At 62.9% G+C, this 12,751-nt stretch carries 12 protein-coding genes; 7 read left to right on the top strand and 5 right to left on the bottom strand.

What is annotated here, in order from left to right:
- Positions 1–30: 30 nt before the first annotated feature.
- A complete protein-coding gene (locus ACX0MV_RS17315; protein WP_458983762.1) occupies positions 31–426 on the bottom strand; it encodes an acetyl-CoA sensor PanZ family protein in 396 nt (131 codons plus the stop codon).
- 247 nt (positions 427–673) lie between these two features.
- Between ACX0MV_RS17315 and hisB the strand changes: the two genes are divergently transcribed.
- The 7 genes from hisB to ACX0MV_RS17350 all read left to right on the top strand — a co-directional run bounded on the left by hisB (position 674) and on the right by ACX0MV_RS17350 (position 5,779).
- On the top strand, positions 674–1,267 hold the full coding sequence (gene hisB / locus ACX0MV_RS17320) for an imidazoleglycerol-phosphate dehydratase HisB (RefSeq protein ID WP_458983763.1): 594 nt from the start codon (positions 674–676) through the stop codon (positions 1,265–1,267).
- On the top strand, positions 1,267–1,905 hold the full coding sequence (gene hisH, locus ACX0MV_RS17325; protein ID WP_458983764.1) for an imidazole glycerol phosphate synthase subunit HisH: 639 nt from the start codon (positions 1,267–1,269) through the stop codon (positions 1,903–1,905). The genes hisB and hisH overlap by 1 nt, the downstream gene beginning before the upstream one ends.
- Positions 1,906–2,166, top strand: a complete 261-nt coding sequence (locus tag ACX0MV_RS17330) for a DUF2164 domain-containing protein (protein WP_458983765.1) — start codon at positions 1,906–1,908, stop codon at positions 2,164–2,166.
- Between the two features lie 36 nt (positions 2,167–2,202).
- Complete coding sequence (gene hisA, locus ACX0MV_RS17335; RefSeq protein ID WP_458983766.1) at positions 2,203–2,946, top strand: 1-(5-phosphoribosyl)-5-[(5-phosphoribosylamino)methylideneamino]imidazole-4-carboxamide isomerase; 744 nt, start codon at positions 2,203–2,205, stop codon at positions 2,944–2,946.
- 109 nt (positions 2,947–3,055) lie between these two features.
- Positions 3,056–3,826: an imidazole glycerol phosphate synthase subunit HisF gene (gene hisF / locus ACX0MV_RS17340; protein ID WP_458983767.1), complete on the top strand. Its 771-nt coding sequence runs from the start codon at positions 3,056–3,058 to the stop codon at positions 3,824–3,826.
- 255 nt (positions 3,827–4,081) lie between these two features.
- Positions 4,082–4,837, top strand: coding sequence for a substrate-binding periplasmic protein (locus ACX0MV_RS17345; RefSeq protein ID WP_458983768.1), 756 nt, complete (start codon positions 4,082–4,084; stop codon positions 4,835–4,837).
- 186 nt (positions 4,838–5,023) lie between these two features.
- Complete coding sequence (locus ACX0MV_RS17350) at positions 5,024–5,779, top strand: substrate-binding periplasmic protein (RefSeq protein WP_458983769.1); 756 nt, start codon at positions 5,024–5,026, stop codon at positions 5,777–5,779.
- 64 nt (positions 5,780–5,843) lie between these two features.
- Here ACX0MV_RS17350 and ACX0MV_RS17355 read toward each other — a convergent pair whose 3' ends face one another.
- From ACX0MV_RS17355 to yccS, 4 genes are all read right to left on the bottom strand, one after another.
- On the bottom strand, positions 5,844–7,139 hold the full coding sequence (locus ACX0MV_RS17355) for a S41 family peptidase (protein ID WP_458983770.1): 1,296 nt from the start codon (positions 7,137–7,139) through the stop codon (positions 5,844–5,846).
- A 39-nt stretch (positions 7,140–7,178) separates the two neighbouring features.
- A complete protein-coding gene (locus ACX0MV_RS17360; RefSeq protein WP_458983771.1) occupies positions 7,179–8,441 on the bottom strand; it encodes a murein hydrolase activator EnvC family protein in 1,263 nt (420 codons plus the stop codon).
- Between the two features lie 347 nt (positions 8,442–8,788).
- Positions 8,789–10,324 (bottom strand): 2,3-bisphosphoglycerate-independent phosphoglycerate mutase, encoded by a 1,536-nt coding sequence (gene gpmI, locus ACX0MV_RS17365; RefSeq protein ID WP_458983772.1) that lies wholly within the window; start codon positions 10,322–10,324, stop codon positions 8,789–8,791.
- Between the two features lie 146 nt (positions 10,325–10,470).
- Complete coding sequence (gene yccS, locus ACX0MV_RS17370) at positions 10,471–12,666, bottom strand: YccS family putative transporter (protein WP_458983773.1); 2,196 nt, start codon at positions 12,664–12,666, stop codon at positions 10,471–10,473.
- Between the last annotated feature and the right edge of the window lie 85 nt (positions 12,667–12,751).

Consider the following 12,751-nt stretch of genomic DNA (forward strand, 5'->3'; position numbering starts at 1 on the left):
TCGTTCGCCGCAAGCTGATGGGGTGTGACGCTACTCGGCCACCTGCGACCCGTAGCGCGCCACCAGCGCTTGGCGTTGCGGATGCCCTGCGGGGATCCATAGCTGCAAGGGCTTGCCTGCTTCGCCGGCCAACCGCTGCGCCTCGTCAAGTAGGCGGCGGCCGACACCGCGCTGGCGAGTTATCGACCGCACGCACAGATGAGTCAGCAGCCACCGGTCGGCTTGCCGTTCGAGCACGGCGGCACCCAGCAACCGGTCATTAAACCGCCCGACCAGCAAGGTGTTGGCCGCCAGTGCCGCGTCGATCAACTGCTGTGCATCCGCGTAGGGCGGTAGCAGCCAGGTGGGCGCGTCCTGGTAGATCTTGCCCAGGTCGATGCGGTCCTGCGCGCGGGCGGGTGAGGCAAATTCGACGACAACCGGCATGTCCAGTTTCCTGCTCATAGACGCGTGGAGGTTAGGCGGCGTGCGGATCGCGCCTCTGCAAACAGGCGCAGTCTACCCGTGCAGGCGCTAACTCTTCTGGGCAATTTCGCCATTATCGGCGCTTGGAGAAGTGACCAGCGTCGCTGCGCACCGGCGGTTTTTCCGTCTGGTTCGGCTTGCTTCAAGGTTTTGCGCTTATCGGCCTATAATGGTGGCCCTTTCGCACAACGACTTTGTGGAGCTGGTGATGGCCGAACGTACGGCATTCGTCGAGCGCAACACCCTGGAGACCCAGATCAAGGTCTCGATCAACCTGGATGGCACCGGCAAGGCCAAGTTCGATATCGGCGTGCCGTTCCTCGAACACATGCTCGACCAGATCGCCCGTCATGGCTTGATCGACCTGGATATCGAGTGCAAGGGCGACCTGCATATCGACGACCACCACACCGTGGAAGACGTCGGCATCACCCTCGGCCAGGCCTTTGCCAAGGCCATCGGCGACAAGAAAGGCATGACCCGTTACGGCCACTCCTACGTGCCGTTGGATGAGGCACTGTCGCGCGTGGTGATCGACTTCTCCGGTCGTCCCGGCCTGCAGATGCACGTGCCCTTCACCCGTGCGGTGGTGGGCGGCTTCGATGTCGACCTGTTTCAGGAGTTCTTCCAGGGCTTCGTCAACCATGCGCTGGTCAGCCTGCACATCGACAACTTGCGCGGCACTAACACCCACCACCAGATCGAAACCGTATTCAAGGCCTTCGGCCGCGCGCTGCGCATGGCCACTGAGCTGGACCCGCGCATGGCTGGGCAGATGCCATCGACCAAGGGCGTGCTCTGATGCAGACGGTTGCGGTCATCGACTATGGCATGGGCAACCTGCATTCGGTGGCCAAGGCGCTTGAGCATGTCGGCGCCGGCAAGGTACTGGTAACCAGCGATGCCCAGGTGATTCGCGAAGCCGACCGTGTGGTGTTTCCCGGCGTCGGCGCAATTCGCGATTGCATGGCCGAAATTCGTCGCCTCGGCTTTGATGAACTGGTCCGCGAAGTCAGTCAGGATCGCCCGTTTCTCGGCATCTGCGTGGGCATGCAGGCGTTGCTCGAACGCAGCGAAGAGAACGATGGCGTCGATTGCATCGGCCTGTTTCCCGGCCAGGTGCGTTTCTTCGGCAAGGACATGGTCGAAGACGGCGAGCCGTTGAAAGTGCCGCACATGGGCTGGAACGAAGTGAGCCAGGCGATCAAGCACCCGCTGTGGCACAACATCCCGGACCTGGCGCGCTTCTACTTTGTGCACAGCTATTACATCGAGGCCGGCAACCCCAAGCAGGTGGTGGGTCGCGGGCATTACGGCAAGGATTTCGCCGCGGCGCTGGCCGAGGGCTCGCGCTTCGCCGTGCAGTTCCACCCGGAGAAGAGCCACACCCATGGCCTGCAGTTGCTGCAGAATTTCGCCGCCTGGGATGGTCGCTGGTAAATGAGCCGGGCCAAGAGTAAGCCGCCGATCATGACCTTGAGCGCCGAGCAGGAGCGTGAAGCCTGCTTGGTGCTCAAGCGCTTTATGGCCGAGCGCTTCGAGCTTGAGCTGGGCAGCTTCGAGGCCGCCGAAGTGCTGGAGCTGTTTGCCCGCGAGATTGCGCCGCACTACTACAACCGGGCGATTTTCGATGTGCAGGCTCACCTGAAAGAACGGTTCGAGAGCATCGAAAGCGACCTCTGGGCGCTGGAAAAGAGCTGACCCACCGAATTCACACGACTTGAGCAGGTTCAACCGATGCTGATTATCCCCGCAATCGATCTGAAGGACGGCGCTTGCGTGCGTCTGCGCCAGGGCCGCATGGAAGACTCCACGGTGTTTTCCGATGACCCAGTGAGCATGGCCGCCAAGTGGGTCGAGGGCGGCTGCCGCCGTCTGCACCTGGTCGACCTCAACGGTGCCTTCGAAGGGCAGCCGGTCAATGGCGAAGTGGTCACTGCGATCGCCAAGCGCTATCCGAACCTGCCGATCCAGATCGGCGGCGGCATCCGTTCGCTGGAAACCATCGAGCACTACGTCAAGGCCGGAGTCAGCTACGTGATCATCGGCACCAAGGCTGTGAAAGATCCGGCGTTCGTGGCCGAGGCGTGCAAGGCGTTTCCCGGCAAGGTCATCGTCGGCCTGGACGCCAAGGACGGTTTTGTCGCCACCGACGGTTGGGCGGAAGTCAGCACGGTGCAGGTGATCGATCTGGCCAAGCGCTTCGAAGCCGACGGCGTGTCCGCCATCGTTTATACCGATATCGCCAAGGACGGCATGATGCAGGGCTGCAATATCCCTTACACCGTGGCCCTGGCCAACGCTACGCGCATCCCGGTGATCGCCTCTGGCGGCATTCACAATCTCGGCGATATTCAGGCGCTGCTGGACACCAACACGCCGGGCATCATCGGCGCCATCACTGGGCGGGCCATCTACGAAGGCACCCTGGATGTGGCCGAAGCCCAGGCGCTTTGCGACCTGAAAAGCAAAGACGAATAAACAAGCCGTAAGCACCAGGCCGCGAGCCGCAAACAGGTGAGGTAGGGTGCGCCGGGCGCACCTGTGACGGTATTCGGTGCGTGCAGCGCACCCTACGAGAGAGATTGCCATGACACTGGCCAAACGCATCATCCCCTGCCTCGACGTGGACAACGGCCGCGTCGTCAAGGGCGTGCAGTTCGAGAACATCCGCGATGCCGGCGACCCGGTGGAAATTGCCCGCCGTTACGACGAGCAAGGCGCCGACGAGATTACCTTTCTCGACATCACCGCCAGCGTCGATGGCCGCGACACCACGCTGCACACGGTCGAGCGCATGGCCAGCCAGGTGTTTATCCCGCTGACCGTGGGCGGTGGGGTGCGTACTGTGCAGGACATCCGCAACCTGCTGAATGCCGGTGCGGACAAGGTCTCGATCAACACCGCCGCGGTATTCACCCCGGAGTTCGTTGGCGAAGCTGCTTCGCGCTTCGGTTCGCAGTGCATCGTCGTCGCCATCGACGCGAAAAAGGTCTCCAAGCCGGGCGAAACCCCGCGCTGGGAAATCTTCACCCACGGCGGGCGCAAGCCGACCGGCCTGGATGCAGTGCTCTGGGCGAAGAAGATGGAAGACCTCGGCGCCGGCGAAATCCTCCTGACCAGCATGGATCAGGACGGCGTGAAGAGTGGCTATGACCTCGGCGTGACCCGCGCGATTAGCGAAATGGTCGGCATCCCGGTCATCGCCTCCGGCGGCGTTGGCAATCTTCAGCACCTGGCTGACGGCATTATCGAAGGCAAGGCGGCTGCCGTATTGGCTGCGAGCATCTTTCACTTCGGTGAGTATACGGTGCCAGAAGCCAAGGCCTACCTCGCCAGCCGCGGCATCGTCGTCCGTTAAGCGCAACGCCCGGCAGTCCGAGGCCTACGGTGAGCCGGGCTTTAGGAAGGTCGACTCCGGGTTAACCTGCATCATCGCGGTTCGCCGGAGCAGCGCGGGCGACTGCTTGCTCGCGTGAAGCCGCTGCAAAAGCCAACCCATTGTGATTGCCTTTTATTGGCTTAGTTCAGCTACTGTAACCGTGCTCACTTTGCCAGCACCGGCTTGGCTGGTTATCCTGCGTAACAGCCACCTTTTTTCAGATCGAGACCTTCTATGTTCAAAGCTACCCTGCTCGCGGCCTTCAGCACCCTTCTGGTGCTGGCAAGTGGTGCCCGCGCCGAAGTCGACCCAAACTATCGCATGGTGCTGCTGACCGAGAATTTCCCGCCTTACAACATGGCGATCAATGGCAAGAACTTCGCCCAGGAAGACAATATCGACGGCATCGCCGTGGACATCATCCGCGAAATGTTCAAGCGCGCCGGCATCCAGTACAACATGACCCTGCGTTTCCCGTGGGACCGCATCTACAAGCTGGCCTTGGAAAAGCCCAACTACGGCGTTTTCGTCGCGGCTCGTTTGCCGGAACGCGAAACGTTGTTCAAGTGGGTCGGCCCGATTGGCCCGGATGACTGGGTTCTACTTGGCAAAGGTGACAGCAGTATCACCCTCGACACCCTGGAAGACGCCAAGCAATACAAGGTCGGCGCCTATAAGGGCGACGCCATCGCCCAGCATCTGGTGGAAAAAGGCCTGCAGCCGCTGACCGCGCTGCGCGACCAGGAAAATGCCAAAAAGCTGCAGGGTGGGCAGATCGATTTGTGGGCGACGGGCGATCCCGCCGGCCGTTACCTGGCCAAACAGGAAGGTATATCCGGCCTGAAGACCATCCTGCGCTTCGACAGCGCCGAACTGTACCTGGCACTCAACAAGGAAGTGCCGGATGAGGTGGTACAGAAGCTGCAAGCCGAGCTGGACAAAATGCGCGCCGAAGGTTTTGTCGACGACATTCTGAATAACTACCTGTAACCGGAGTTGAAGAGTCGCGAGCGCCGCCTGGGCGGATCGCAGCAGTTTTCAACGGACGGGAACTGAACCCAGCGGGCGGCCACGAGCTGACTCGCTGCCATGGATGGTTGACGCACAGTCGCCGGGCACCTGTCCGAGCACGGATGCCGCTAGCCATAACCACAATACAAGCGAGTGGAAAGAGCTATGTTGAAAACCCTGAAAACCAGTCTGTTGTTCGGCCTCCTCCTGGCGACCTGCGCGGTGCGCGCCGAGTTGCCGGCAGACTACAAAGTCGTGCTGCTGACCGAAAATTTCCCGCCGTTCAACATGGCGGTGGATGACAAGAACTTCGCCCGGGACGACGGCATTGATGGCATCAGCGCGGAAATCGTCCGTGAAATGTTCAAGCGTGCGGGCATCAACTACACGCTGACCCTGCGCTTTCCCTGGGACCGTCTCTATCGCCTGACGCTGGACAAACCCAACTACGGTCTGTTCTCCACCACCTTCACCCCCGAACGGCAACCGCTGTTCAAATGGGTCGGTCCGCTGGCCAAGACCGGCTGGGTACTGCTCGCCGCACCTGGCAACAACCTCAGCGTTGCCAGCCTGAAAGATGCCGGGCAATACCAGATCGGCGCCTACAAGAACGACGCGGTCAGTCAGCACCTGGAAAGCCAGGGCCTGAAGCCGATCAACGCGCTGCGCGATCAGGAGAACATCAAGAAGCTGATCAGCGGCAAGATCGACTTGTGGGCCACCACCGACCCGGTCGGTCGCTATCTGGCCAAGCAGGAAGGCGTCAGCGGGCTCAACACCGTGCTGCGTTTCAACGATGCCGAGCTGTTTCTGGCGCTGAACAAGGACACCCCTGACGAAGTGGTGCAGCGCTTGCAGAAGGCCCTGGATGAAATGCGTGCGGAAGGGTTCATCGACGAGATGACCAACAACTACCTGTAACACTTAACAAAAAGCCCGACCGCAGTGCGCTGCGGTCGGGCTTTTTCATGCCTGGGCGTTGGCCTTAGCTACCGCGGGTGATGTTCAGCCCCTTGAGCAGGTTGAGAGCCTGACTCAGTTGGTAGTCGTCGTCCTGCGGGCGGGCGACCTGTTCGGCTTTGCTGCCGCTGGGTTTGTCCGCGCCGCCGTTACCGTTGCCCAGATGGCCCTGCAGGTCGGCTTCCTTGATATTGGCGTCGTCCTTTTCGCGGGTCAGCTTGGCGCGTGCGACCTCGATATCCGGCACGATGCCCTGGGCCTGAATCGAGCGGCCGTTGGGGGTGAAGTACAGGGCAGTGGTGAGTTTCAGTGCGCGGTCGTTGTTCAGCGGCAACACCGTCTGCACCGAGCCCTTGCCGAAGCTGTCGGTGCCCATCACCACGCCGCGTTTGTGATCCTGCAGGGCGCCAGCGACGATTTCCGATGCCGAGGCACTGCCGCCGTTGATCAGCACCACCAGCGGTACGCCTTCGCTGGCGTCGGTCGGGTCGGCGGAAAAACGCAGCTCGGAATTGGCGATACGGCCTTCGGTATAAACGATCAGGCCCTGCTTGAGGAAGTGATCGGACACCTCCACCGCGGCCTGCAGCACGCCGCCGGGGTTATTGCGCAGATCGAGCACTAGGCCACGCAGCTTCTTGCCGTTGTCCTTGCGCAGCTTGGCCAGCGCCTTGCCCACTTCTTCGCCGCTGTTGACCTGGAACTGGGTGATGCGCACGTAGCCGTAGCCGTCCTCGAGCATCTGGCTCTTGACGCTCTTGACCCGGATCACCGCGCGAGTCAGTTCGACGTCGAACGGCTTGCCGCCTTCGCGCACCAGGCTCAGGGTGATCTTGCTGCCGGCCTTGCCGCGCATCTTTTCCACCGACTCCATCATCGACATGCCCTTGGTGGGCTTGCCGTCGATCTTGACGATCAGGTCGCCGGGCTGGATGCCGGCCGCCGAAGCAGGAGTATCGTCGATTGGCGAGACGACCTTGATGAAGCCATCTTCGATGCCGACTTCGATGCCCAGGCCGCCGAATTCGCCGCTGGTGCTTTCCTGCAACTCCAGGAAGGCCTCGGGCTCGAGGTAGGCGGAATGCGGATCGAGGTTGCTGAGCATGCCCTTGATCGCGTTTTCCAGCAGGGTCTTGTCGCTGATCGGTTCGACGTAGGCCGACTTGATGCGATCCATCACCTCGGCAAAGGTGCGCAGCTCGTCCAGGGGCAGCGGCGCCTGTGGCGCAGTCGCCGGCGTCGCATCGGCGTGCGCCAGGGAGCCGCTGCCAAGCAGGGCGACAGCCAAGGCCAGGGAGGTGAGGCGAGACAGATGCGGCATACGAACTAGCTCCTAACCCTAAAAAGGTATGTGCGACGCTTATCCTTGCGAGCGACACCACTGCGCAGGGTCGCTCGGACGGCCCTGCTGACGGATCGCGAAATACAACGCGGGTGTTTCCTGCCCACCACTGGTACCGACGGTCGCGATGGGCTCACCCGCATCGACCAGCTCACCAGCATCCTTGAGCAGGCTTTGATTATGGCCATACAGGCTTAAATAGCCGTTGCCGTGATCAAGGATGACCAGCAACCCGGCGCCACGCAGCCAGTCGGCGAATACCACGCGACCGCCATGCACCGCGCGAACCTGACTGCCAGCGGACGCGCCGATCAAAACCCCATCCCACTTGGTGCGGGCATCGCCACCGCGCGGCGTGCCGTAACGGGCGACCAGTCGGCCATCCACCGGCCAGGGCAATTTTCCCCGTGCCTTGGCAAAAGGGCCACCGACGCTGGCGCCGGAGCTGACCTGCGGGCCCGACCCTAGCAATGGACCGCCGCTTGGCGGTTTTGTGCCACCTGCGTCGCGCTGCTCGCGCGCCGCAACCAGCGCACGCTGGCGCTCCTGCTCGGCTTCGCGGGCCTGACGGGCGAGGGTTTCTTCAATGGTCTTCAATACGCGCGCCAGTTCGGCCTGTTCCTGCTGGCGGGCTTTGAGCTTCTTGTCGCGGGCGGAGAATTCGCTGTTGAGCTTGGCCAGTGCGGTTTGCCGCTGTTTGCGGACCTCGGCGAGCTTTTCGTGGCGCTCGTCCAGCGCGGTTTTCTGCGCCAGCAACTGGGCCTGCTGGTTGGCGATGTCGCGCTCGACGTTGGCCAACTGGCGCAGGGTTTCGTTGAATGTGGCCAACTGCTCCATGCGCGCTTCGCTGAGGTAGTCGTAGTACGTCAGGGTGCGGGAGAATTTTTCCGGGTTCTGCTGGTTCAACAGCAGCTTCACGTATTCCTGGCGGCCGCTCTGGTAAGCCGCACGGGCCTGGATGCCGATCAGCCGTTGCTGCTCAAGGCGCGCGCCTTCGAGTTTTTTTTTCTCGCTGTCGAGGCGCTGGATTTCCTCTTCGCTCTGCTCGAGTTCCTGCTGTAGCCCGTCGACCTGCTTTTCCAGCTTGCCCATCTCGGTTTCGGTGGTTTTCAACTGCTTCTGCACGCCGGATTTTTCCTGCTGCAGCTTTTCCAGCAGCTTCTTCAGCTCGGCCACATCGGCGCGGGCGGCTTCCAGCTGTTTCTGGGCATCGGCCTTCTCGTCGGCAAACGCCGGAGCAAGCAGGAAAGTCAGGAAAACGAGGGCGAGGGCGCGGAACATGGGGCGGGTAACACCTGGGTGAAGGACGCGCCTAGTATGCCTAAAAAAGCAGCGGCAAGCTGTAAGTCATAAGCGCCAGAAAGTGCGCGGTGCCGCAGGCCGCAGCGTCATGCATCGATCAATGTTTAGGTGCAGGGCCTGCAATTTCGTAGGGTGGACATGCCGAAGGCTTGTCCGCCATCTGGTCGCTCGCGGTGGACAAGGCTGCGCCATGTCCACCCTACAAAATGCTCCGCTTAGCCCCGATGCAATCCGGGGACAATCTGTGCAGATATCAGTACCTTACGGATTGCATCTGGCTGTTAAGTTGCAGACATGGCGCAGCCTTGTCTCCGTTGGCAGCGGGCTCAGTGCAGCTCGACAATGCTGGTGCCGGTCATTTCCGCCGGTACCGGCAGGCCCATCAAGGTCAGCAGGGTAGGCGCCACGTCGGCCAGAACGCCGCCGGCGCGGATCGTCGCCGGGCGTTTGCCGACATAGATGAACGGCACTGGCTCGCAGGTGTGCGCGGTGTGCGCCTGGCCGGTGCCTTCATCGGCCATCTGCTCGACGTTGCCATGGTCGGCGGTGATCAGCGCCTCGCCGCCCACCTTGTCAAGCGCCGCGACGATGCGGCCGACGCAGCTGTCCAGGCACTCGACCGCGGCGACCGCAGCGGAGAACACGCCGGTATGGCCGACCATGTCGCCATTGGCATAGTTGACGATGATCACGTCATAACGCTGGTTTTCGATGGCATCGACGATACGGTTGGTGACTTCCGGTGCGCTCATCTCCGGCTGCAGGTCGTAGGTGGCGACGTTCGGCGAAGGGATCAGGATGCGCTCTTCGCCGGCAAAGGGCTCTTCGCGGCCACCGGAGAAGAAGAAGGTCACGTGGGCGTACTTCTCGGTTTCGGCGATGCGCAGCTGGGTCTTGCCGTTGTTCGCCAGGTATTCGCCGAGCACGTTGGTCAGCGCTTCCGGCTTGAATGCGCTGGGCGTGGCGATGCTCGCCGCGTACTGGGTGAGCATGATGAAGCCGGCCAACTGCGGCACGCGGGCACGCGGGAACTCCTTGAAGTCCGCCTCGACGAAACAGCGGGTCAGCTCGCGGGCGCGGTCGGCGCGGAAGTTCATAAACACCACGGCGTCGCCGTCTTCGACGCGCACCGCCTGGCCCAGCGTGGTGGCTTTGACGAACTCATCGCTTTCGCCGCGCTCATAGGCGGCCTGCAAGCCGGCCACGGCATTGGCAGCGTTGAACTCGCCACGACCGTCGACAATCAGGCCGTAGGCCTGCTCGACGCGATCCCAGCGGTTGTCGCGGTCCATGGCGAAATAGCGGCCGATCAGGCTGGCGATCCGCCCCTTGCCGAGCCTGGCGAAGGCGGCATCGAGCAGCTCGATGGAGCCCAGCGCGCTCTTTGGCGGGGTGTCGCGGCCATCGAGAAAGGCGTGCAGGTAGATTTTTTCGGCGCCCCGTTGCGCTGCCAACTCGACCATGGCGACCAGGTGGTCCTGATGGCTGTGCACGCCGCCGTCGGACAGCAGGCCGAGGATATGCACGGCCTTCCCCGCGCCAACCGCGGCGTCGACCGCGCCGGTGATGGCCGGGTTGCTGAAGAAGTCGCCATCGCGGATCGCCTTGGTCACGCGGGTGAAGTCCTGATACACCACGCGCCCGGCGCCAAGGTTCATGTGACCGACTTCGGAGTTGCCCATCTGCCCGTCTGGCAGGCCCACGTCCATGCCGCTGCCGGAAATCAACCCGTGGGGCTGGGTGGCGCGCAAGTGGTCGTATACGGGGGTGTTGGCCGCGTAGATGGCGTTGGATTCGGGGCTTTCGCTATGACCGAAGCCATCGAGAATGATCAGAACCAGGGGTTTGGGCGTGGCGCTCATAAAGCTGACTCGCTCTGCATGAGGGGGGCGAAGGGGCGGCATTTTAACAGGCCATGGACAAACTACCTACGTGGGGCGAACCCGCACCGCCAGGCTGGCCACCCTATCTGGCCGTTTTCGTGCGGAAAGATTCCCTTGTCGTGTGCTCATAACGGCGCTTGGCTGGCGCGGGCAGTCTGATCCTTCAGCAGGTGCGCGGCCAGGGTGCGTAACGGCCCGAGCTGGCGGCAGATCAGCGCCAGCTGGGTCTGCACCAGGCGTTGGGCATCATCGAGCTCGTCGGGGATCTGCTCCAACTGCTTGGCCAGTTGTTCTTCGGCATCGCTCTGAATCGCCACCGGCTGTTCCGTGGCCAGCTTGCTGGCGATGTCGTCGAGGCTCTGCGCCAGGCATTCGGCACTCTGCAGCAGCTGGCGCGGATCCTCATCGAGCAGCACTTCGCCGCGGTGCGCGCCGAGCCCGGACAGGTAGCTGAGCAGGGTGTGCGACAGCACCAGAAAGCGAAAGCCGATATCCGCCTGCTTACGGAAATGGCCCGGCTCCATCAGCATGTTGCCCAGGTTGGTCGACAGGGTGGCGTCGGCATTGTGCGCGTTGCGCCGGGCCAGGCGGTAAGCCAGGTCGTCACGCTTGCCGCTGGCGTATTGCTGGATGATCTGCCGCAGGTAGATGCTGTTGCAGCTCAGGGTATTGGCGAGCATGCGGTTGAGCCGGCGACCCTGCCAGTCCGGCAGGATCAGAAAGACCGCGAGCCCGGCGATCAGGCTGCCGAGCAGGGTGTCGACCAGGCGGGGAATGAACAGGCCATAGCCGTCGCCGACCTGGTTGAAGCAGAACAGCACCAGCAGCGTGATCGCCGCGGTCGCCAGGGTGTAGCGCGTGCTGCGGGTGGCGAAGAAGGCCACGCCGGCCGCCACCGCGAAGAAGGCCTGGACCAGCGGGCTGGGGAACAGATCGAACAGCGCCCAGCCGAGCAGCAGGCCGAGCACGGTGCCGCCAATCCGCTGCACCAGCTTGCGCCGGGTGGCACCGTAGTTTGGCTGGCAGACGAACATGGTCGTCAGCAGAATCCAGTAGCCCTGGGTCGGATGGATCCAGTGCAGCAGACCGTACCCCAGGGTCAGGGCGACCGACAGGCGCAGCGCGTGGCGAAACAGCAACGAGGTCGGCGTCAGGTGCAGGCGCAGCCGCTCCCAGACTTCCTTCAACGAATGCGGTTCGCGGTCCAGCAGGCTGTTGTCCTGCTGTTCGTCCAGCGCATCGGGGTTGCTGGCGTGGCCGAGCAGACGGTCAAGGGCGCTGAGGTTGCCCGCCAGGGCGTTGAGTGAGCGCAGCAGGTGGCGCCAGGCCGGGTTGCTCTGCACCCGCAGGTGCTCAAGCGAGGTGTGCAGGTCGTCGAGCGCCTGGTGGCAGAGCGCACGGTATTCGAAGGGTTGGCGCAGTTCGATGGCCTGGGCCAGGCGCTGGCAGCCTTCGCCGTGCAGACGCAGCAGGCGTTGGCAGCGAAACAGCACGTCGCTGTGGAAGAACGCTTCGGCCAGCTCGTTGTAGGGGTAGTGCGACGAGCTGGCGCGCTCGTGGATGTCTTGGGCGAGGAAATACAGCTTGAGGTAGCGGCTGACTTTCGGCCCCGGTCGACCGCCACCGACGCGGTGCAGGATGATTTCCTTGGCGGCATTGAGAGCCGCGACCACCTGGCCGTTCTGCTTCGCCAGCGCCAGTCGGCGTTCCTCCACATCAAGCTGGCGCAGGGGCTCGAACAGCGCGGCTTTGAGCTTGAGGTAGCGACCCAGTTCGCGAAACAGCCGCGCCAGGCTGTGCTGCACCGGCTGGTGGGCGAACAGCGCATTCCAGATCACCGACAGCAGGCCGTTCCAGGCGGCGCCCGCCACCAGCAACAACGGCTCCAGCCACAGGCCCGCGGTGCCGCCACGGTGCTCGACGCCGATCATGCTGTAGATCGCCAGAATCAGGGTGGCCCAGCCCAGGGTGGCGTAGCGCTCGCCAAGGGCGCCGAGCATGGTCAGGGCGAAGCTGGACAGTGCCAGCGCGGTGACGAACAGCCAGGGATAGGGAAACAGCCATTCGACCGCGTAGGCTGCCGCGCTGAAGCAGGCCAGGGTCACCAGCAATGCGCCGAGCCGGCCCTGCCAGCTGTCATCGGTTTCCGCCAGGGCGCTGGCGATCACGCCGAGGAACAACGGAATCAGCGCGTGCATCCAGCCCTGCTGCCAGCACAACAGCAGGCTGCCACTGAGGGCGATGAATACCCGCAGGCTGTAGCTGAACTTGTCCAGCGCCCAGAGGCGGCGAAGGGAATGGCGTATCGAGGGGCGAGACATCCGGCGCAGGGTCCTGCAGAAAAAATCGATGCAGCAGACTAGCGGAGTCAGTGACCAACCGGCACCCGCTGCGGCTCCTGGAAAG

The sequence above is a fragment of the Pseudomonas cistanchae genome (assembly GCF_054483635.1).

Excerpts from the sequence above, each read along its gene's own strand:
- ACX0MV_RS17315 (WP_458983762.1), bottom strand. The coding sequence starts at position 426 with ATGCCGGTTGTCGTCGAATTTGCCTCACCCGCCCGCGCGCAGGACCGC.
- hisB (WP_458983763.1), top strand. The coding sequence starts at position 674 with ATGGCCGAACGTACGGCATTCGTCGAGCGCAACACCCTGGAGACCCAG.
- hisH (WP_458983764.1), top strand. The coding sequence starts at position 1,267 with ATGCAGACGGTTGCGGTCATCGACTATGGCATGGGCAACCTGCATTCG.
- ACX0MV_RS17330 (WP_458983765.1), top strand. The coding sequence starts at position 1,906 with ATGAGCCGGGCCAAGAGTAAGCCGCCGATCATGACCTTGAGCGCCGAG.
- hisA (WP_458983766.1), top strand. The coding sequence starts at position 2,203 with ATGCTGATTATCCCCGCAATCGATCTGAAGGACGGCGCTTGCGTGCGT.
- hisF (WP_458983767.1), top strand. The coding sequence starts at position 3,056 with ATGACACTGGCCAAACGCATCATCCCCTGCCTCGACGTGGACAACGGC.
- ACX0MV_RS17345 (WP_458983768.1), top strand. The coding sequence starts at position 4,082 with ATGTTCAAAGCTACCCTGCTCGCGGCCTTCAGCACCCTTCTGGTGCTG.
- ACX0MV_RS17350 (WP_458983769.1), top strand. The coding sequence starts at position 5,024 with ATGTTGAAAACCCTGAAAACCAGTCTGTTGTTCGGCCTCCTCCTGGCG.
- ACX0MV_RS17355 (WP_458983770.1), bottom strand. The coding sequence starts at position 7,139 with ATGCCGCATCTGTCTCGCCTCACCTCCCTGGCCTTGGCTGTCGCCCTG.
- ACX0MV_RS17360 (WP_458983771.1), bottom strand. The coding sequence starts at position 8,441 with ATGTTCCGCGCCCTCGCCCTCGTTTTCCTGACTTTCCTGCTTGCTCCG.
- gpmI (WP_458983772.1), bottom strand. The coding sequence starts at position 10,324 with ATGAGCGCCACGCCCAAACCCCTGGTTCTGATCATTCTCGATGGCTTC.
- yccS (WP_458983773.1), bottom strand. The coding sequence starts at position 12,666 with ATGTCTCGCCCCTCGATACGCCATTCCCTTCGCCGCCTCTGGGCGCTG.